The 20414-nt window shown below is 66.6% G+C and carries 17 protein-coding genes; 7 read left to right on the forward strand and 10 right to left on the reverse strand.

Translation table 11 applies throughout. The features are described from left to right. The first annotated feature begins 122 nt into the window (after positions 1-122). The 3 genes from H609_RS0107025 to H609_RS0107035 all read left to right on the forward strand — a co-directional run bounded on the left by H609_RS0107025 (position 123) and on the right by H609_RS0107035 (position 5001). On the forward strand, positions 123-2984 hold the full coding sequence (locus tag H609_RS0107025; RefSeq protein WP_018877188.1) for a molybdopterin oxidoreductase family protein: 2862 nt from the start codon (positions 123-125) through the stop codon (positions 2982-2984). Positions 2985-3268: 284 nt separating this feature from the next. Next, entirely contained in the window at positions 3269-4000 is a 732-nt protein-coding gene (locus H609_RS0107030) for a 4Fe-4S dicluster domain-containing protein (RefSeq protein ID WP_018867720.1), read from the forward strand. Positions 4001-4017: 17 nt separating this feature from the next. Next, the gene (locus H609_RS0107035) at positions 4018-5001 is read left to right on the forward strand and encodes a DmsC/YnfH family molybdoenzyme membrane anchor subunit (protein WP_018867719.1); all 984 of its coding nucleotides are present in this window, start codon (positions 4018-4020) and stop codon (positions 4999-5001) included. A gap of 69 nt (positions 5002-5070) precedes the next feature. Here H609_RS0107035 and H609_RS0107040 read toward each other — a convergent pair whose 3' ends face one another. Beyond that, positions 5071-6237: a hypothetical protein gene (locus tag H609_RS0107040; RefSeq protein ID WP_018881737.1), complete on the reverse strand. Its 1167-nt coding sequence runs from the start codon at positions 6235-6237 to the stop codon at positions 5071-5073. Between the two features lie 150 nt (positions 6238-6387). On the opposite strand from H609_RS0107040, the gene adk reads away from it, so the two are divergent. Beyond that, positions 6388-7044, forward strand: coding sequence for an adenylate kinase (adk, locus tag H609_RS0107045; RefSeq protein WP_018877185.1), 657 nt, complete (start codon positions 6388-6390; stop codon positions 7042-7044). A gap of 128 nt (positions 7045-7172) precedes the next feature. Here adk and H609_RS0107050 read toward each other — a convergent pair whose 3' ends face one another. The 3 genes from H609_RS0107050 to H609_RS0107060 form a co-directional block, all read right to left on the reverse strand. Then, positions 7173-8381 (reverse strand): 6-phosphofructokinase, encoded by a 1209-nt coding sequence (locus H609_RS0107050; RefSeq protein ID WP_018867716.1) that lies wholly within the window; start codon positions 8379-8381, stop codon positions 7173-7175. A gap of 218 nt (positions 8382-8599) precedes the next feature. Further along, positions 8600-9472, reverse strand: coding sequence for a dienelactone hydrolase family protein (locus H609_RS0107055; RefSeq protein ID WP_028484641.1), 873 nt, complete (start codon positions 9470-9472; stop codon positions 8600-8602). 135 nt (positions 9473-9607) lie between these two features. Then, the gene (locus tag H609_RS0107060) at positions 9608-10072 is read right to left on the reverse strand and encodes a tRNA (cytidine(34)-2'-O)-methyltransferase (protein ID WP_018867714.1); all 465 of its coding nucleotides are present in this window, start codon (positions 10070-10072) and stop codon (positions 9608-9610) included. Here H609_RS0107060 and H609_RS0107065 point away from each other — a divergent pair. Next, the gene (locus tag H609_RS0107065; protein WP_018877183.1) at positions 10071-11063 is read left to right on the forward strand and encodes a dihydroorotate dehydrogenase; all 993 of its coding nucleotides are present in this window, start codon (positions 10071-10073) and stop codon (positions 11061-11063) included. The two genes, H609_RS0107060 and H609_RS0107065, sit on opposite strands and share 2 nt — an antisense overlap. Positions 11064-11317: 254 nt before the next feature. Here H609_RS0107065 and ntrC read toward each other — a convergent pair whose 3' ends face one another. From ntrC to H609_RS0107095, 6 genes are all read right to left on the reverse strand, one after another. Further along, positions 11318-12754, reverse strand: coding sequence for a nitrogen regulation protein NR(I) (gene ntrC / locus H609_RS0107070; protein WP_018877182.1), 1437 nt, complete (start codon positions 12752-12754; stop codon positions 11318-11320). Beyond that, positions 12754-13851, reverse strand: coding sequence for a nitrogen regulation protein NR(II) (gene glnL / locus H609_RS0107075; protein ID WP_018875920.1), 1098 nt, complete (start codon positions 13849-13851; stop codon positions 12754-12756). The genes ntrC and glnL overlap by 1 nt, the downstream gene beginning before the upstream one ends. 492 nt (positions 13852-14343) lie before the next feature. Further along, on the reverse strand, positions 14344-14976 hold the full coding sequence (locus tag H609_RS0107080; RefSeq protein ID WP_018877181.1) for a DUF4124 domain-containing protein: 633 nt from the start codon (positions 14974-14976) through the stop codon (positions 14344-14346). 111 nt (positions 14977-15087) lie between these two features. Further along, positions 15088-15948 (reverse strand): hypothetical protein, encoded by an 861-nt coding sequence (locus H609_RS0107085; protein ID WP_028484642.1) that lies wholly within the window; start codon positions 15946-15948, stop codon positions 15088-15090. Continuing rightward, a complete protein-coding gene (locus H609_RS0107090) occupies positions 15942-16337 on the reverse strand; it encodes a DUF2782 domain-containing protein (protein WP_018875917.1) in 396 nt (131 codons plus the stop codon). The genes H609_RS0107085 and H609_RS0107090 overlap by 7 nt, the downstream gene beginning before the upstream one ends. Further along, positions 16337-17062: a TIGR00730 family Rossman fold protein gene (locus tag H609_RS0107095; protein WP_018867707.1), complete on the reverse strand. Its 726-nt coding sequence runs from the start codon at positions 17060-17062 to the stop codon at positions 16337-16339. The genes H609_RS0107090 and H609_RS0107095 overlap by 1 nt, the downstream gene beginning before the upstream one ends. A gap of 119 nt (positions 17063-17181) precedes the next feature. On the opposite strand from H609_RS0107095, the gene polA reads away from it, so the two are divergent. Then, a complete protein-coding gene (polA, locus tag H609_RS0107100; RefSeq protein WP_028484643.1) occupies positions 17182-19884 on the forward strand; it encodes a DNA polymerase I in 2703 nt (900 codons plus the stop codon). After that, positions 19885-20403 carry a hypothetical protein gene (locus tag H609_RS0107105; protein WP_028484644.1) on the forward strand — a complete coding sequence of 173 codons (519 nt, stop codon included), beginning with the start codon at positions 19885-19887 and terminating at the stop codon, positions 20401-20403. Positions 20404-20414 lie beyond the last annotated feature (11 nt).

Raw genomic sequence — 20414 nt, forward strand, 5'->3', positions numbered from 1 at the left:
GAATCCATCTTTGACGCCCTTGTGGTGGATACCCCGGAACTGCATAGTGGGGGTAACCCCGATCGAAGTAAGGGGTATTGCAGTATATCGCGATTGTCTAACTTACAAGGCGTTGACGATTTATGGCACAGACCCCGTCGCAGGAAATCAAGAACACCACCTGTTACATGTGCGCCTGCCGCTGCGGCATCCGGGTGCACCTGCGCGACGGGGAGGTGCGCTACATCGATGGCAACCCGGAGCACCCGATCAATGAAGGCGTGATCTGCGCCAAGGGCGCCTCCGGGATCATGAAACAGCACTCGCCCGCGCGGCTGACCCAGCCCCTGCGGCGCAAGGCCGGCGCCGAACGCGGGGATGGCGAGTTCGAGCCGATCTCCTGGGAAGAGACCTTCGAGATCCTCGCCGAACGCCTCGGGCACATCCGCGAGACCGACCCGAAACGCTTTGCCCTGTTTACCGGGCGCGACCAGATGCAGGCCCTGACCGGGCTGTTCGCCAAGCAGTTCGGCACCCCCAACTACGCGGCCCACGGCGGCTTCTGCTCGGTGAACATGGCCGCCGGCATGATCTACACCATCGGCGGCTCGTTCTGGGAGTTTGGCGGCCCCGACCTGGAACGCTCGAAGCTGTTCGTGATGATCGGCACCGCGGAGGACCACCACTCCAACCCGCTGAAGGTGGCGATCTCCAAGTTCAAGCGCCAGGGCGGGCGCTTCATCTCCATCAACCCGGTGCGCACCGGCTACTCGGCCATCGCCGACGAATGGGTGCCGATCCGCCCCGGGACCGACGGTGCCCTGCTGCTGGCACTGATCCACGAGATCATCAACAAGGGCCTGTACGACCGCGACTTCCTGGTCCGCTACAGCAATGCCGGCCAGCTGGTGAACATGAACGAGGAGCAAGACGACTTCGGCATGTTCCTGCGCACCGAGGATCCGCCCGAGGAGGGCTGCTACGACGCGCAGAACCAACTGTGGTGGGACCGCAAGACCGGACGCGCGGTGCCGACCCACACGCCGGATGCCGATCCCTTCCTGCTCGGCGAGTTCACCCTGGATGACGGCACCCCGGCCAAGCCCGCCTTCCAGCTGCTGCAGGACCGGGTCGCCGAATACACGCCGGAATGGGCCGCCCGGATCACCGGGATCGATGCCGAGGACATTCGCCGGCTGGCCCACGAAATGGGCGTTACCGCGCGCGACCAGCGCATCGAACTCCCCATTGCCTGGACCGACTCCTGGGGCGTGGAACACGAATCCGTCACCGGGAACCCGGTGTCGTTCCATGCGATGCGCGGGCTGGCCGCGCACTCCAACGGCTTCCACACCATCCGTTCGCTGTCGATTCTGATGTCGCTGCTGGGCACCATCGACCGCCCCGGCGGCTTCCGCCACAAGGCGCCGTTCCCGCGTCCGATTCCACCCTGCGCCCGCACGCCCAAGGGGCCGGAGGGCGTGCAGCCGGGCAAGCCGCTGGACGGCATGGTGCTCGGCTGGCCCGCGGACCCGGACGACCTGTTCGTGGACGACAAGGGCGAGCCGGTACGCCTCGACAAGGCCTTCTCCTGGGAATACCCGCTGGCCGTGCACGGCATGATGCACAACGCCATCACCAACGCCTGGCGCGGGGACCCCTACCCGATCGACACCTTGCTGATCTTCATGGCCAACATGGCGTGGAACTCGACCATGAACACGGAAGAGGTCCGCAAGATGCTGAACGACAAGGATGACAACGGGGACTACAAGATCCCGTTCCTGGTCGTCGCGGACGCGTTCCAGTCCGAGATGACCGCGTTCGCGGATCTGATCCTTCCGGATACCACCTATCTGGAACGCCACGACGTGATGTCCATGCTGGACCGCCCGATCTCCGAGTTCGACGGCCCGGTGGACTCGGTGCGCATCCCGGTGGTGCCGCCCAAGGGCGAGTGCAAGCCGTTCCAGGAAGTCCTGATCGAGCTCGGCTCGCGCCTGAAACTGCCGGCGTTCGTGAACGAGAACGGGGAGCGCAAATTCCGCGACTACCCCGACTTCGTCGTCAACTACGAGACCGAACCGGGCTCCGGTATCGGCTTCCTGGCCGGCTGGCGCGGCAAGGGCGGGGAGAAATCCCTGCGCGGCGAACCCAACCCCAACCAGTGGGAGATGTACGCCCAGAACAACTGCGTATTCCAGTACGAGCTGCCGCGCAGCTACCAGTACATGCGCAACTGGAACAAGGGTTATCTCGAGTGGTCGCAGCGCAACCGCATCACGCGCTTTGGCGAGCCGATCCTGATCCACCTCTATTCCGAGGTGCTGATGAAGTTCCGCGCCGCCGCTCAGGGTAAGGGCCCGTCGCGCAAGGCGCCGGCGCATCTGGCCAAGCGCGTGGAGACCTTCTTCGACCCGCTGCCGTTCTACTACGACCCGCTGGAATACCAGACCACCAACAAGCACACCTATCCGTTGGCGGCGATCACCCAGCGCCCGATGGCGATGTACCACTCCTGGGACTCCCAGAACGCCTGGCTGCGACAGATCCACGCGCACAACCTGCTCTACGTGAATTCGCGCACCGCGCGGGCCGCCGGGATCAACGACGAGGACTGGATCTGGGTGGAAAGCCAGTGGGGCCGGGTACGCTGCATGGCCAAGTACTCCGAGGCGGTCGAACCCGGAACGGTCTGGACCTGGAACGCGATCGGCAAGGCCGCGGGGGCCTGGAACCTGACACCCGAGGCCAACGAGTCGCGCAAGGGTTTCCTGCTGAATCACCTGATCTCCGAGGAGCTCCCGGGCGATGAAGGCCCGATCTCCAACTCCGACCCCGTCACCGGGCAAGCCGCCTGGTACGACGTGCGCGTGCGCATCTACAAGGCCGAAGAAGGGGCGCCGCAGGAGACATCGCCCCAGTTCAAGGCCCTGCACCCCTACCCCGGCCAGTCCAAGCGGGCCCGTGTGGTGAACTTCTTTGCGGGCCTGGGGAAACGCTGAACAATGTACACACTCGCGTTGGTACCCCAGGTTTTCCGAGACAAGGCGCGGTGCGCAGCCGGTAGTGGCTCTACCGGCAAGCGGCGCAACGCAGGATCGGGGAACCTGGGGTGCCAACCCCACAAACTATTGAAAAGCAGGGGCTCGGCCGCTTTTGCATGCGCACGGCGTTGCGGCTCCCTTGTGCAGAGTGACTGCACGGCAGTCGCCGCGCCTTGTTCGCACGCAAAAGCGACTCGAGCGCGAGTGCGCACATTGTGCAGCGTTTCCCCAGGAGGCAAGAAATGACCCAACTCGCCCTTGTCATCGATCTCAACGTCTGCGTGGGCTGCCACGCCTGCGTCACCAGCTGCAAGGAATGGAACACCTCGGGCGATGCCGGCCCGCTGGTCGACCAGAACCCCTACGACGCGGACCCCACCGGTACCTTCTTCAACCGCGTGCAGAGTTTCGAGGTCGGTGAATACCCGAATACCGAGACGGTCCACTTTCCCAAGTCCTGCCTGCACTGCGAAGAGCCTCCCTGCGTGCCGGTCTGCCCGACCGGGGCCTCCTACAAGCGCGAGTCGGACGGCATCGTGCTGGTCGACTACGACAAGTGCATCGGCTGCAAGTACTGCTCCTGGGCCTGCCCCTACGGGGTGCGCGAGGTAGACACCGAAAGCAAGGTGATGACCAAGTGCACCCTGTGCGTGGACCGCATCTACAACGAGGAGCTGCCGGAGTGGGATCGCAAGCCGGCCTGCGTACGGGCCTGCCCGACCAACGCACGACTCTACGGGGACATTCATGATCCCGAATCGGTCGTCTCGAAGGCGATCCGCGAAGCGGGCGGCTATCAGCTGATGCCGGAATGGGGCACCAAACCGGCCAATCACTACCTGCCACGACGCAAGACTCAGCTGACCATCCGCGAGGACGAGGTGGAGCGCGCCGACAACCCGCTGAAGATCGACAGTCAGCTGCCGAAGCCCGGGCAGGAAGAACCCTCGCTCGACGACGTCACCAGCTGGTAAACAGGGACGAAGACACTATGCATCCAGCCTTCTCGGTTATCTTTCTCACCACCCTGATCGGCGCCGGCCAGGGCCTGTTTCTCGGTCTGTTCGGTGCCGAGTCTCTCAGTCTTCTGGGCGTGCTGCCGCCGCCCGGTTCGGACTTCCTGGCGCTGGGCTCCGCACTCGCCCTGGTCTTCCTGGTCCTCGGGCTGGTCGCCTCGTTCTTCCACCTGGGGCGCCCGGAACGCGCCTGGCGCACCGCCACCAAGTGGCGCACCTCGTGGCTGTCGCGCGAGGTGATCGTGCTCCCGGCGTTCATGGGCGTGGTCTTCCTGTACGGCGCGGCCCACGCGTTCGGGTTCAACCCGCCTCTGGGCACGCTGGCCGGGGACGTCCCCATCCTGCCGACCGTCGTGCTCGGTGCCATCGGCGCGCTGCTGGCGATCGTTCTGTATGTCACGACCGCGATGATCTACGCCTGCATCAAGTTCCTGCAGGAATGGCACTCCCCGCTGACCGTGGTGAACTACACCGTGCTGGGCGCTGCCAACGGCTTCACGCTGGCGGCTGCCTATGCGGCCTGGGCCGGTGTCCCGCTGGTCGCGTTCCTGGCGACGGTGGCGATCGTGCTGACGCTGCTGGGCCTGGCCACCCGCATCGCATCGCTGGTGCGCAACGCCCGTATCAAGTCGAAATCCACGGTGCAGACCGCGATCGGCGTGAAGCACCCGAAGATCCAGCAGAAGTCCCAGGGCTTCATGGGCGGTTCGTTCAACACCCGGGAGTTCTTTCACCACATGTCCGCGACGTTCCTGCGCGGGATGAAGTGGATCTTCCTGCTGGGGGCGTTCGCGATCCCAGCGCTCCTGCTCCTGATCGCCCTGGTCACCCGGGTCGACCCGGTCAATGTGCTGATCGCCGCGTTTGTCATCCAGTACCTGGGACTGGTGGCCGAGCGCTGGTTCTTCTTCGCCCAGGCCAACCACCCGCAGAACATCTACTACCAGTCGGTCGCCTGACCCCGGTCGGGGGGCGGCCTGGCCGCCCCCCGTCCACCCCCACTACGGGCCCTGTTTCAAACAGACCGCTCAGGTGGCAGGCCAGCCCTCCGTCGCGATGCCTTCCCCCAGATCGACCTCTACCAGGCGGCGACGCACCTCCAGCAGCTTCTCGACCAGGGCCGGTTCGACGCGCTCGTAGGCCTCCGCGTCCGGCACCCGGTTAACCACCACCCCCAGCAGTTCGGTGATCGCGTTACCGATCGAGTTCTGGCTGATCGTCACGATCAGCCGGCCCTCGTCATTGCGGTAGATCAGCTGCTTGAAGGCCGGCTGCCAGCGAATGGCATGCGCGTACTTGGCATCGGTAAAGCAACGGTCGCGTACCTTCTTGGCGGTCTTCAGGAAGTCATTGTTGAACAGCAGGACCTCCTCCACCGCATCGGGAAAGTGCACGCCCTCGGGAATCGGGGCATTGCGGGTGGAGACCTGCGAGAAAAAGGTGCGGTAGAAGTCCAGAAAGCCCTGCAGGACGGCGTCGTATTCGCGCCAGAAGCGGATGTCCTTCAGCGCCTCGACCCCGCCCTGGATCTCCCAGCTCGGCAGCCCATGCGGGTAGCCGGTCAACCCGAGGCGCGCCTCGTGATCGGACGCCGGGCGCAGGATCTGCAGGTCCAGGGCCCGGGTAAAGAACGCCCGGTAGACATCGCGCATATAGGCCTGGAACAGGCTGTGCTGACCGCCATCAGTCAGATTGGGGTTGCCCGGATCCGCCAGCGGCGCATCGGCCAGTTCCGACTTCGGAAAGACGATGAAATGGTTGTGCAGCATGCGGATGCTGGGCACCCCCGGCGCGGTCAGCGGCCACGTCGCGTCCAGGCTGGCCTCGCCCGCCAGCACCAGGGCCTCGGCCGGGTCCGGGTACTGCTCCAGCATGTACTCGATGATCACCCCGTTCATCCGGTTCCAGACATGCCGCACCGGCTCCGGCACCTGGGTGCGCCGCACCGGGCGACCCATCGGGTCGAGGATGGTCTGCGAGGTGTTGTAGATGATGGAACAGTCGAACTCGTTGCTGTGCCCCAGCGCCTTGCGATAGAGCAGCAGGTTTTCCGGATTCACCAGCAGCCCGTTGTTGTGGACCAGGTCCGCCAGGTTTTCGGTGCTGTTGAAGAATTCGTTGGGTTTCATGCCCTCCGGGATGTCCAGGGGGATGGGCCGAAACGGCGTGGTGATCTCGCGGGGGCCGGCTTGCATGACGGTCAGTGACTCCTTGCAGGGGGCGATGCCAGGGCGGCGCGGGCGGACTTGTACCTACAACCACAATGCCTGTACTGTAACTTGCGCGGCTCGGGAGTGTCTGCCGCGACCATAGCACAACCACCCACTCCTCAGAGGAGCGAGAGCATGCGACTGATTCTGTTGGGGGCGCCCGGCGCCGGCAAGGGCACGCAAGCCCAGTACATCTGCGAGAAGTACAACATCCCGCAGATCTCTACCGGCGACATGCTGCGCGCGGCGGTGAACGCAGGCACCCCACTGGGCATGAAGGCCAAGGAGGTCATGGATGCAGGCGGCCTGGTCTCCGACGACATCATCCTGGGTCTGGTGAAGGAACGCGTGGAGCAGCCCGATTGCTGCGACACCGGCTTCCTGTTCGACGGCTTTCCGCGCACCATCCCGCAGGCCGAGGCCCTGAAGGAACAGAACGTGCCGCTCGACTTTGTCGTGGAGGTGGATGTCCCGGACGAAGAGGTGATCCGGCGCATGAGCGGGCGGCGGGTGCACCCGGGCTCCGGTCGCACCTACCACGTCGAGTTCAACCCGCCGAAGGTCGAGGGCAAGGACGACGTCACCGGCGAGGACCTGATCCAGCGCGAGGACGACAACGAAGAGACGGTGCGCAAGCGCCTGGAGGCCTATCACAGCCAGACCCAGCCGCTGGTCGAGTTCTACTCGAAGTGGGCGGACAGTGATGACCCGTCGGCGCCGCAGTACGTCCACATCAAGGGAACGGGGTCAGTGGAAGACATCCGCGACCAGATCTTCAAGGCTCTGGGCTGACGATCTCGCGGAAGGCCCGGAAAGTGCCTCCCACGAGGTAAAAAGGCCCGCCCGGAGCACCGGGCGGGCCTTTTCGATTCGGGGACCAGCCAACCGGCCAGCCCCTTCTCCTGCCGAGCGGGCCGCGACTAGCGCCCCAGGACTTTGGTCACCTTGTTCTGCCGCAGCCGGTAGGCATCCGGCATGCCCGAGCCCAACAGGGGCCGCAGGTACATACGGAAGGCATCGGTGACATCGGTGCCCGAGGCATCGATGAACTCGTCCGGCATCACCTTGGTCTTGCCGGCGACCGCCTCCAGCGGCACATACTCGTAGTCCACCGAATAAAAGCCGGTGCGCTTGATCGCCACCGAACCGTCGCGACCTTCCCACATCGCGAACTGCACAGCCTTCTCGCCCACCTCGCGGGCTTCGCGCTGGTCGACATCCGAAACACAGCCAATAAAGGCCCGCTGCAGATAGCCGAAGGTGTCGCCACGCACCCGCTTCACCCCCAGCTTGTCGCGGATCTCGCCACACAGCATGTCCGCCAGCGCCCCGGTACCGGAGAGCTGGACGTTACCGTGGGCATCCTTCTCGACATCCTTCGCCAGCTTGGTCGCGATGGGTTCATCGTTGGCATCGTGGATGCCTTCGCTGACCGCGATCACGCAGCGGCCGTGGCGATCCATGGTGGCCTTCACGTCCTTCAGGAACTGGTCGACCTCGAACACCCGCTCCGGCACGTAGATCAGGTGCGGCCCGTCATCCGGGAATTTCTTGCCGAGCGCGGAGGCCGCGGTGAGAAAACCGGCATGACGCCCCATGACCACCGCCAGATAGATCCCCGGCAGGGCGTAGTTGTCGAGGTTGGCACCAATAAAGGCCTGCGCCACAAACCGTGCCGCCGACGGGAAACCCGGCGTGTGGTCGTTCTCCACCAGGTCGTTGTCGATCGTCTTCGGGATGTGCACGCAGCGCATCGGATAGTTGGCCTTGCGCGCCTCCTCGCTGACGATGCGGACCGTGTCGGAGGAGTCGTTGCCGCCGATATAGAAGAAGTAGGTGATCTCGTGGGCCTTCAGGACCTTGAAGATCTCCTTGCAGTAGTCAAGGTCCGGCTTGTCGCGCGTGGACCCCAGAGCGGACGAGGGCGTCTGCGCGACCATCTCCAGGTTATGGGTGGTCTCCTGGGTCAGGTCCAGGAATTCCTCGTCGATGATCCCGCGGACCCCGTGGAAGGCCCCGTAGACCAGTTCGACGTCGGTGAATTTCCGGGCCTCGAGGACCGCACCCACCATGGATTGATTGATTACCGCCGTCGGGCCTCCACCCTGGGCGATCAGAACCTTGGCCATCTTCGTCCTCCTTTTGCGACTTGCGTGCGAACCATCGGTGAACCGGCCGCATAGCGACCGGGGCATCTCGATGCAACAAAGCCCGAAGATAGCAAATTCCGCACCCTGTGTACGGAATTGTTTAATTGTATTATCAGAAACTTATTTAATGGCGCACAGCCCGGCGGGCCTACCTGCATAAGCGTCAGTTGTGCCCCCGGCAGGGGGCAAGGCAGAACTCAGTCGCGCAGGTGCTGATTGACGAAGTGCGTGACCCGAATCATCGCGTCGCGCGAGGCGAGGTCATCGGCGAAGGTGCGGTTATTGCCGTTGCGGAAGTCGAAGCCGCGACCCACACCGGGATATTCGATCCAGGTGACATCACCGCCGCGGCTCTCCAGTCCATCCGCGGCCATGCGCGCGGTACGGTGGCGCTGGTACTGCTCCTCGTCGCCGATCAGGATCATCATCGGGATCTCGAGCTGATTGACCTCGTTGGCGTAGCGGTACACCTGGTGCGGCTCGCCCAGATTCGGGTCCTGCAGGTGCGGGTAGTAGCCGGCCCAGCAGGCGACATCCTCGACCTGGCGCTCGAAGGTGACGGCGACCTTCAGGGTCTTGTAGCCGCCACGAGTGATGGAGACCAGGCAGGCACGGTCGCCCGCGATGTCGTCACGCGCCAGCAGGACATCCAGCCCGCTGTTCAGATCGCCTTCCAGCTCGTAGTCATGATCCAGCGGGTGGCTCTCCATGAAGCGGCCGGTGTACAGGTCCGGCGCCAGCACCACGAAGCCGCGGGCGGCCAGGCGCTTCACGTGCAGTTCGGCCAGGTCGTCCAGGCCGCGCCGGCCGTGGGTCCAGAGGATCGCCGGATAGGCCTCGCCATCGGCCGGTCGTGCCACCATCGCCGGGATGTCGATGCCGTCGCGCTGGTATTCGATGCGTTCAATGGTGACCTCGTGGTTCTCCAGATCGGCATACATCACGCCGTCTTCCCACCAGTCGTCATCCCACCACCAGTTGTCGGAACCGGTGGGTTCATCGGCCGCCAGCGGCGCTACGAACAGACTGGCGGCCGCCAGGAACAGGAGAGGACGCAGTACAGAAACCATCGGGAACCTCGTGCGGATCAATGTGGACAGGGCCGTCACAGGGAGACGGGCCGCTCGCGGGCTTTCTTCCGAGGGTAGTGCAAATGGCGAGGCCCTGCCGGGGGGCGCAGCAGATCGCCCAGATCCGACAGACTCCTAGTCTCCGCCGGAAAACCCGAGCTGGCGCCAAGCCTCGTAGACGACCACGGCGACTGCGTTGGAGAGATTCAGGCTGCGGCTGCCGGGCTGCATGGGCAGGCGCAAGCGCTGCCCGGGAGGCAGGGCTTCGAGCACCGAGTGGGGAAGACCGCGGGTCTCGGGGCCAAACAACAGGGCATCGCCAGCGCGGAAGGCCGGCGCATCATAGCGGGCGTGGCCGCGCGTGGTGATGGCGAAGACCCGGTCGGGCCGCACCGATTCCCGCCACTGTTCGAGGCTGTCATACTCTTGCACCCGGGCCAGCTCGTGATAATCGAGCCCGGCGCGGCGCGCCCGCGCACTGTCCAGCTCGAAGCCGAGCGGATGGATCAGGTGCAGCGCAGCGCCGGTATTGGCTGCCAGACGAATGATGTTGCCGGTGTTCGGCGGGATCTCCGGTTGAAAGAGGACGATGTGAAGCATGAGTGATTCGCGCACCGATCCGCGGCTGGCCCTGGAGTTCTGCGGGCTGCATTTGAACACGCCGCTGGTGCTGCTGTCCGGCTGCGTCGGCTTCGGCGAGGAGTACACCCGGGTGGCCGGCTTCTCCAATCGCGATGCCGGGGCAATCTGCCTGAAAGGCACCACCGGCCAGGCCCGTCTGGGCAACGCGCCGCACCGGGTCTACGAGACCCCGGACGGCATGCTCAACGCCATCGGCCTGCAGAACCCGGGCGTGGACCACGTGGTGGACCACACCCTGCCGCAGCTGGACTTCGAGGAGACCCGCTTCTTTGCCAATGTCTCCGGCTCCACCATCGAGGAGTACATCGAGGTCACCCGCCGCTTCGACGACTCGCCCATCGACGCCATCGAGATCAACATCTCCTGCCCCAATGTAAAGGAAGGCGGCGTCGCCTTCGGCAACGACCCGGACATGTCCGCGCGCGTGGTCGAGGCCTGCCGCAAGGTCACCTCCAAGCCGCTGATCACCAAGCTTTCGCCCAACCAGACCGACATCGCCGAAAACGCCCGCCGCTGCATCGAGGCCGGCACCGATGCTTTTGCGGTGATCAACACGCTGATGGGCATGGCGGTGGACGTCGAGAACCGGCGCGCAGTGATTGGCAACAACCAGGGCGGACTCTCGGGGCCCGCGATCAAGCCGATCGCGCTGTTGAAGGTCCAGCAGGTCTATCAGGTGGCCGCGCCCCACAACGTGCCGATCATCGGACAGGGCGGCGTGATGAACGCCACCGACGCGCTGGAATTCCTGATCGCCGGGGCCAGCACCGTCGGCGTGGGCACCGGGCTGTTCTACGACCCGCTGTGCCTGCCCAGGATCCTCCACGGCATCAGCGACTACATGGACCGCCATGGCTACACCCACGTACGCGACCTGACCGGCACCCTGCAACTCAACGGCGCCGTCTCCGCCTGCGCCCCGCCCGCCCCGCAGGACCCCACCACCTGAAGGCCTGTTTCACCACGAAGCACACGAAGGCACGAAGAACGGCCAGGTCAAAAGCGATAGAGCATTAACAGGAAGATGGGAAGGACGGAAGAATGCGGGAATGGTGCCCCGGGACTGATCAACCCGCCGGGCAGGCCCCAGGACACGGGCCAGCGGCCTTTACCCAAAAACGCTTCCCATCTTCCCTTCTTCCTGTGAACCGCTTTTGACCTGGCCGTTCTTCGTGCCTTCGTGTGCTTCGTGGTGAAATCAGCCTAGTCGTCGTCGAGGCCGAGTTCGTGGATCTTGCGGGTGAGGGTGTTGCGCCCCCAGCCGAGCAGGGCCGCCGCCTGCTGGCGGTGGCCGCCGGTGGCGTTCAGGGCCTCGCGGATCACCGTGCGCTCCAGTTGCGGCAGCACCGAACCCAGCAGGTCCTGGTCTCCACGCTGCCAGTGCTGGCGGGCCACCTGGGCCAGTTCGGCCGTCCAGTCCCGCGGGCCGGCGACCACGCCGGCCGGACCACCGTCCGGCTCGGCCCGGGTCTCGGCGGGCTGGTGCAACTCGGCCGGGAGGTCGTCCAGGTGGACCTCGCGGCCCGACGCCATCACGGTCAGCCAGCGGCAGGTGTTCTCCAGCTGACGCACGTTGCCCGGCCAGGGCAGGCGCTGCAGCTCCGCCACCACCTCGGGGCGCATGGTCTTGGCTTCGACCCCCAGTTCCTGCGCCACCTCGGCCATGAAATGCTGCACCAGCAGCGGGATGTCCTCCGGGCGCTCGCGCAGGGACGGCACATGGATCCGGATCACGTTCAGACGGTGGAACAGATCCTCGCGGAACAGCCCCGCGCGCACGCGTTCCTCCAGATCCTGGTGGGTCGCGGCGATGATGCGCACGTCCACCCGGATCGGCGTATGGCCACCCACGCGGTAGAAGGTGCCATCGGACAGCACGCGCAGCAGCCGGGTCTGCAGGTCGAACGGCATGTCGCCGATCTCGTCGAGAAACAACGTGCCACCATCGGCCTGTTCGAAACGGCCCTTGCGGCTCTGGTTGGCGCCGGTAAACGCACCACGTTCGTGGCCGAACAGTTCACTCTCCAGCAAATCCTTGGGGATGGCCGCGGTATTCAGGGCAATCAGCGGCTGATCGGCGCGCGGGCTGTGCTGGTGCAGGGCACGGGCGACCAGTTCCTTGCCGGTGCCAGACTCCCCGTTGATCAGCACGGTGATGTTGCTGCGCGACAGGCGGCCGATGGCGCGGAACATCTCCTGCATCGCCGGGGCCTCGCCGATGATCGGGGTTTCCTCGATCTCGGGGCCAGCGGTGCCATTGTCCTGCCCGGCGCGCCGCGCCTCCAGTGCCCGCTGCACCAGGGCCACGGCCTCGTCCACATCGAACGGCTTGGGCAGGTATTCGAAGGCCCCGGTCTGGTAGGCGCCCACGGCGCTCTCCAGATCGGAGAAGGCCGTCATGATGATCACCGGCGGCGGATCCGGGCGCGTCTGCATGCGCGCGAGGAAGTCCAGGCCATTCAGTCCCGGCATGCGGATATCGGCGACGATGGTGTCCGGCACCGGGTCCCGGTCGAGCGCCGCCCAGGCGGCGTCCGCGGTCTCGAAGCCGCGCACCGCGATCGCGTGACGCTGGAGGGCACGCTCCAGCACCCAGCGAATCGAGTCGTCGTCGTCAATGATCCAGACAGTGGGCTCCATCACTTCCTGGCCTCCCGGGCCTTCGGGGGTTCAAGGGGCAGCAGGATGTCGAACGTGGTCGCCCCCGGGCGCGAATGGCATTCGATCAGACCGTCGTGCAGCTGGATCAGGCTCTGGGCAATGGGCAACCCGAGCCCGGTCCCGGCGGCGCGGCCGGTCACCATGGGGAAGAAGATGCGTTCGCGGATCTCCTCCGGGATACCGGGCCCGTTGTCGCGCACGCTCAGCTTGGCGACCAGGCGGTGGCGATGGCCGGAGATGGTGTACTGGCGCAGGATGCGCGAGCTCAGGGTGATCTCGCCCCCGTCCTCCAGCGCATGCACCGCGTTCTGCACCAGATTCAGGATCGCCTGCACCAGCATGTCGCGATCGGCCTGCACGTCCGGGATGCTGGGGTCATAGTCGCCGCGGATCTTCAGCCCCAGCGGCAGCTGCACACTGACCAGGCCCCGCACGTGCTCCAGCACCTCGTGCAGGTTGACGGGCTCGCGCCGCGGCAGGTTGTTCGGCCCCAGCATGCGATCGACCAGGCTGCGCAGCCGGTCGGCCTCGCGAATGATGATCTGGGTGTATTCCTTCAGGCCCGAGTCGTCCAGTTCGCTGGCAAGCAACTGCGCCGCCCCCCGCAGCCCCCCTAGCGGGTTCTTGATCTCGTGGGCCAGCCCCCGGGTCACCGCGCGGGTGATCGCCTGCTGCTTCTGTAACTGCTCCTCGCGGCTGATGCGCTCGTGGCGATCGATCGCATTCAGCTCGAACAGCAACTGCCCCGGCTTGTCGCCCTCGCCACGGAGCGGGGTGATGACCACGTCGGCGAGGAAACTTTCGGCCCGCAGCGGCTCCATCTGGCGCGCGCGCAGGGTGATCGGCTGATCCAGCGTCAGCGCCGAGCGCAGGCGGCTGGACAGATTCCGGTCCAGCTTGAGCCACTGGCCCAGACCATGCCCGACGATGCGTTCGCGACTGAGACCGAGCAGCACCTCGGCGGCGCTGTTCATGCTCAGCAGGCAAAGCTCGGCATCGGTCACCAGCACGGCCGTGGAGAGGTCGTCCCACCAGGGCGGGGTGGCCGGGCCGGAATTGGAAGCGGGCGTGGTCATCAAGAGGCCTCAAGCAGGAATCGCGCCAAGCAGGAATCGCCAGGCGGGGCGCCGAAGCCGGGGGCACGGTCACAAAACGCAGCCGAATCGCCAACCCCCAGAACCCAAAACGCCCCATGATGGTGCAATCATAGCACCATCATGGGGCGCTGTGTGCACTATTGAAGTGCAGAGATCGAAGTTGTCAATTCGGAGCCGGCGTCACCGGCCAGGGAGACGCTGATTGAATCGCGCGTTCGCGCTCGAGTCGCTTTTGCGTGCGAACAAGGCGCGGTGACTGCCGTGCAGTCACTCTGCACAAGGGAACCGCAACGCCGCTCCCCCGCAAAAGCGGCCGAGCCCCTTCTTTCAATAGCTTGCGGGGTTGGTGCCTCCTGTTCCCCGATCCTGCGTTGCGCCGCTTGCGGGTAGAACCACTACCCGCTGCACGACGCGCCTTGTCTCGGAAAACAGGGGGCACCAACGCGGACGTGCGATTCAATCAGCGTCTCCCTAGGGCGCCCTGGGTGCCTGCGGGGCCCTGGGCGCCTGCGGCGCACCCCCGGGCGGGAATTGCTGCGGCCGCTGCTGCTGTTGCTGCTCGCGCGGAATGGCCATCCGCAGCACGTTGAACTCGATGGTCGCGCTCGCCCCCAGCTCCTCGCCGGATGCGTCCACGATCCGGGCCTGCAGCGTATGCTCGCCGCGGTTCAGCCCCTCGAAGGTCGCCGTGGGCGACTGGCCCTCGCCCGCCTCCTCGCCGTTCAGCACCCAGATCACGCGATGGCCGGCGTCGGCATCCAGCGCTGGCTCGAGATCCAGCTCGGCACTCACATTGCCGTCGTTCGCCCGCACCCCCGAACCATCCTCCGGACGGGCAATTGCGACCCGCGTGTACGCACCCTCCGCCTCCGGCTGACCGCGGGGCCGCACGGGCCGCTCGAGAATCTCCCGCGCACCTTCCAGCGGGACCGCGCGCATGGGCTCGCGCACGTCCACGGGCTCGCTGGCGCGCCCCTCGGGCGGGCGGTCGCCAAAATGGACATTGCCCTGATCGTCGGTCCAGCGGTAGACGTCGGCACTCGCAAGCGCCGGGGCGAGAAGGACAGCCAGCGACAAGGCCAGCCAGAGCGTGGTTCGGAACATGGGTCTTCCTCCTTGGGCGGGATGGCGCGGCACCACCACCCTGCCTCCCGTGTACGTTCGGACCACCACAAGCCCGGAAGCTCCCGCGCCACCGGCACGGGCCAGCCGGGATCAGGCGGCCGCGCGAACCCAGACGCCCTGCAGCCGAGCCGCATCGGCCTGCAGGGTCGCGAGACGATCCCGCTCGACCGCCGCGGCCGTTCCCGACTCCAGCGCGGACAGCCAGTCATCCAGCGCAGCCAGGCGGAGCATCGTGGGCGCCGCCCCGCGTTCGATTGCAGTCAGTGGCCGCCGGGCATTGAACCCGGCCAGCACGGCCCGGTACCGATCGGCATCCGGCTGTCCGGAGGCGTCCACGGCGAGCGCCAGGGCGATGCGCGCGAGCTGCCAGAAGGCCGGTACCGGCGCGGGCGGGATCACCAGATCGGCAAGACCGGCACCTTCCGGGTAGATGCGCACGGACTGCCAGTAGCTTCCCGCCAGCGGCAGGTCCTCGAAACGGTAGAGCCCCTGGTGGTGCAGCTCGGCGTCCAGGATCGCCCGGGACTCGGCATCCAGCGTGGACGCCATCGCATCGGCGCGCTCGCGCATCTGCTGCTGCAGCACCCCGCGCCGGTAGCCCTCGCCGACGGGCAAGGCCCCGGCCGTGTGACGCCCCTGCCAGTCGGCGGCGCGCTCGCCCAGGGCCTCCAGACTGCCGGGCCCCTCGGCCGCAACCGCGCCCTGCAACGCCTGACCGCGCTCCAGCACCAGCAGGACCTCACCAGAATCGGGATCCGCACCCCGGCCGATCACGCGACCGCAGCCGCCAGGTACCTCGCCGAGCGCGGATTCGAGCGCCGGCGCCACGGCGGATGCCAGGCGCAGACACTGCACCGGCCGGCCATCCAGTTCGAGGCCGCTCGGGCCATGGGTCAGGGCCAGGCCGGTCGCATCGGCGCAGGCCCGGGTCTCGGATTCGTTCTCTACCATCGGAAAATCACCCAGGAGGGGGGTACGAAATTGGGATCCAGCTCGTTGCGACGACCGTCCAGCGTGCCGTCGCCCGTGGTGTCGATCAGGTAGTAGGTCGGGCCCACGGCGGGCGTGACCTCGACCATCACCAGCTCGCCACCCATGCGGTATTCGCGCCGGGTCTCGCCGTCGCGCTCGATGATGATGATGTCGGCGTCCTCCAGCGAGCGCTGTTCGCGGGCGCGTTCATCCAGCACCGGGGGCGGTGGATCCGCGCCCTCTTCAAGCTCCGGCGGCGGCGGGGCATCCCCCCACTCGCGGTCTTCCTGCGCCAGCGCCGTGCCGGAGACCAGCAGCAGGGCCGCCAGCAGCGACAGGGGCAGGCTCGCACGCATCGAGGTCATCATCACAGTTCCATCAGTCGTTTCTTTTCTTCCGCGGACGGCTCGAAGCTGCGCGCCTCGTAGTACTCGAAGATCACGTCCACCACGTCTTCCGGTGAATCTACCAGCGAGTATAGCTGGAGGTCTTCCTCGTCGATGGTGCCCTGCTCCACGAGCGTATCCCGGAACCAGTCGAGCAGGCCCTTCCAGAACTCGCTGCCCACCAGCACGACCGGGATGCGCCGGGTCTTGCCGGTCTGCACCAGGGTGAGGATCTCCGCCAGCTCGTCCAGCGTCCCGAAGCCCCCGGGCAGCACCACGTAGGCCGAGGCGTACTTGACGAACATCACCTTGCGCGAAAAGAAGTGACGAAACCCCAGGCCCACGTCCTGGTAATCGTTCGCACTCTGCTCGTGCGGCAACTGGATATTCAGGCCGATGCTCGGCGAGCGCCCGGCGAACGCCCCCTTGTTGGCCGCCTCCATGATGCCCGGACCGCCGCCGCTGACCACCGCGAAACCGGCGTCCGAGAGCTGCCGCGCGGTCGCCTCGCCCAGCTGGTAGTAGCGATGCTCCGGCGGGAAGCGGGCGGAGCCGAAAATGCTCACCGAGGGCTTGATATGCGCCAGGCGCTCGAAGCCCTCCACGAACTCCGCCATGATCTGGAAGATCTTCCAGCTCTCGCGGGTCAGGGCGGAGTCATCGATCGGGCGCAGGCCCGGGTGTTCGGCACGTTCGCGGTTGTTCATGCAGCGGGTTCCCAAGGGTGAAGGCTTCAGCGTACCGGCGCCCCCGGGCGCGCACAAATGGTCGCGGCCCGGGCCGGGCCTGTAGAATGGCGCACGTTCCCTGTCCGGATTCCACCTTCATGTCGCAAGCGCCTCTTGTCCTGGTCGACGGCTCGTCGTATCTGTTCCGGGCCTACCATGCCCTGCCGCCGCTTACCGCGCCGGATGGCGCCCCGACCGGGGCGATGATTGGTGTGGCCAACATGCTGCGCAAGCTGCGCGCGGACTACGGCCCGGAGCACATGGCGGTGGTGTTCGACGCCAAGGGCAAGACCTTCCGCGACGACATCTATCCGGAATACAAGGCCACCCGGCCGCCGATGCCGGACGAGCTGGCCGCCCAGATCGAACCGTTGCACGAACTGGTGCGGGCGATGGGCCTGCCGCTTTTGTGCGTCGAGGGCGTGGAGGCCGATGACGTGATCGCGACGCTCGCCGACCAGTCGGCCCGCGCCGGGCACGACGTGGTGATCTCCACCGGCGACAAGGATCTCGCGCAGCTGGTGAATGACCGCATCACGCTGGTCAACACCATGAGCGGGGTCACGCTGGACCCCGAGGGCGTGCAGGAGAAATTCGGCGTGGCCCCAGAGCAGATCGTCGACTACCTCGCGCTGATGGGCGACAGCGTCGACAACATCCCGGGCGTGGACAAGGTCGGCCCCAAGACCGCGGCCAAGTGGATCGCGAAGTACGGCGACCTCGACACCATCCTGGAACAGGCCGACGACATCGGCGGCAAGATCGGCGAGAACCTGCGCGCCGCGGCCGAGCGCCTGCCCACCTCGCGCGAACTGATCACGGTCAAGCGCGATGTCGAGCTGGACGTCGGCCCCGACGACCTCAACATCCGCGAGCCGGATCACGAGCGCCTGCTGGAGATGGTGCGCCGCTACGGCTTCACCCGCTGGCGCGCGGAGCTGGAGGGCGGCGAGGCCGAGGCCGCTGGCGGCAATCCGGGCTCGCCGCTGGCGAAGGCCGACTACCGCACGTTGCGCGAGGAGGTCGAACTGGCCGAGCTGCTGGAGCGTCTGGACCAGGCCGAGCGGGTCGCCTTCGATACCGAGACCACCAGCCTGGATGCGATGCGCGCCGAGATCGTCGGCATGTCCTTCGCCTTCGAGCCGGGCACCGCCTACTACCTGCCGCTGGCCCACACCGGGCCGGATGCCGACCCGCAGCTGCCGCGCGCGGAGACGCTCGAACGCCTGAAGCCGTGGCTGGAGTCGGAGCGCCACGGCAAGCTGGGGCATCACCTGAAGTACGACCGCAACGTGCTGGGCAATCACGGCATCACCCTGCGCGGCATCGTCGACGACACCCTGCTCGAGTCGTTCTGCCTGGACGCCGGCGCCAACCGCCACGACCTCGACTCCCTGGCCGAGCGCCACCTGGACTACCAGACCACGCACTACGAGGACGTGGCCGGCAAGGGGGCGAAGCAGATCCCGTTCGCCGAGGTGGATATCGGCATCGCCACCGATTACGCCGGCGAGGATGCCGATATCTGCCTGCAGCTGGATGCGGTGTTCCAGCCACGGCTGCAGGAGGCTGAAGGCCCCGCGTTCGTCTACCGCGAGATCGAGATGCCGCTGGTCCCGGTGCTGGCGGATATCGAACGCGTGGGCGTAAAGGTGGACCCGGATCTGCTCGGCGAGCAGAGCCAGGAGCTGCTGGCCGAGATGGAGCGCATCGAGCGCGAGGCCTTCGAGGAGGCCGGCGGCGAGTTCAACCTCGGCTCGCCCAAGCAGATCCAGGAGATCCTGTTCGAGCGCCTGGGCCTGCCGGTGCTGCGGCGCACGCCCAAGGGCCAGCCCTCCACCGCCGAGGACGTGCTGGAGCAGATGGCGGACGACTACGCCCTGCCGCGCCTGATCCTCGAGCACCGCGGCCTGTCCAAGCTGCGCAGCACCTACACCGAGACCCTGCCCCGGCGCATCCACCCGGAGACCGGACGGGTGCACACCTCCTACCACCAGGCGGGGGCAGCCACCGGGCGGCTGTCGTCCTCGGAGCCGAACCTGCAGAACATCCCGGTGCGCACCGAGGCCGGCCGGCGCATCCGCCGCGCGTTCATCGCGGATGAGGGACACCAGCTGCTGGCGGCGGACTACTCGCAGATCGAGCTGCGCATCATGGCCCACCTGTCGCAGGACGCGGGCCTGCTGAAGGCCTTCGGCGAGGGCCAGGACATCCACCGCGCGACCGCCGCCGAGGTCTTCGGGCTGGACCCGGAGCAGGTCTCCGGCGAGCAGCGCCGCGCGGCCAAGGCGATCAACTTCGGCCTGATCTACGGCATGTCCGCCTGGGGGCTGGCGCGCAACCTCGGCATCGAGCAGGGCGAGGCGCGCGAGTACATCGACCGCTACTTCAATCGCTATCCCGGCGTGCACGACTATATGGAACGCGCGCGCGCCTCCGGGCGCGAGAACGGCTATGTCGAGACCCTGTTCGGCCGCCGCCTGTACCTGCCGGAGATCAACAGCCGCAACGGGGCGCGACGCCAGCAGTCCGAGCGTGTCGCCATCAACGCCCCGATGCAGGGTACCGCCGCCGACATCATCAAGCGCGCGATGGTACGGGTCGCCGATGACCTCGCCTCGGCGAAAATCGAGGCACGCATGATCATGCAGGTCCACGACGAACTGGTGTTCGAGGTGGCCGATGCGGCCGTGGAGGACCTGACCACGCTCGTGCGCCAGGCCATGAGCGGGGCCGCGGATCTCGACGTGGAGCTGGTGGTGGATGTCGGCACCGGCACCAACTGGGATGACGCCCACTAGATGGCCGGCTCGCTTGCCAGGGGTTTCAACCGGGCCGCCCCCTGGGTAGTCGCGGTCCTGCTACTGGCAACTGCCTGGGTGCTGGCCGACCGCTATCTGGACACCGGCAGCTCGAGCGGGATCACCATCGTCCAGCCGGAGGACTGCGACCTGAACGCGGGGCCCTGCAGCGCCGACCATCCGGCGGGCGGTACGCTGACCCTGGCGATCACGCCACGCCCCGTGCCGATGCTGCAACCACTTGAGCTGACCCTGGAGCTGGACCCGGTGGCCCGGGGCAACCTCGGCGAACCCGAGGCCCTGGAGCTGGATCTGGCCGGGGTGGAGATGTACATGGGCTTCCAGCGCCCGCGGCTGGAACATACCGGCGACGGGCGCTACGTCGGCGAGACGACACTGCCGATCTGCACCACCGAGGCCATGACCTGGGCCGCCACCGTGATGCCCGCGGGCGATGCGGATGCAGCCCGGGTCCAGTTTCGTTTTGTCACCCGTCGCAGCCACAGCGACAACCCCTGAGGAAAACCGAC

It is taken from the genome of Thioalkalivibrio sp. ALE17 (assembly GCF_000425605.1).
Classification (GTDB): domain Bacteria; phylum Pseudomonadota; class Gammaproteobacteria; order Ectothiorhodospirales; family Ectothiorhodospiraceae; genus Thioalkalivibrio.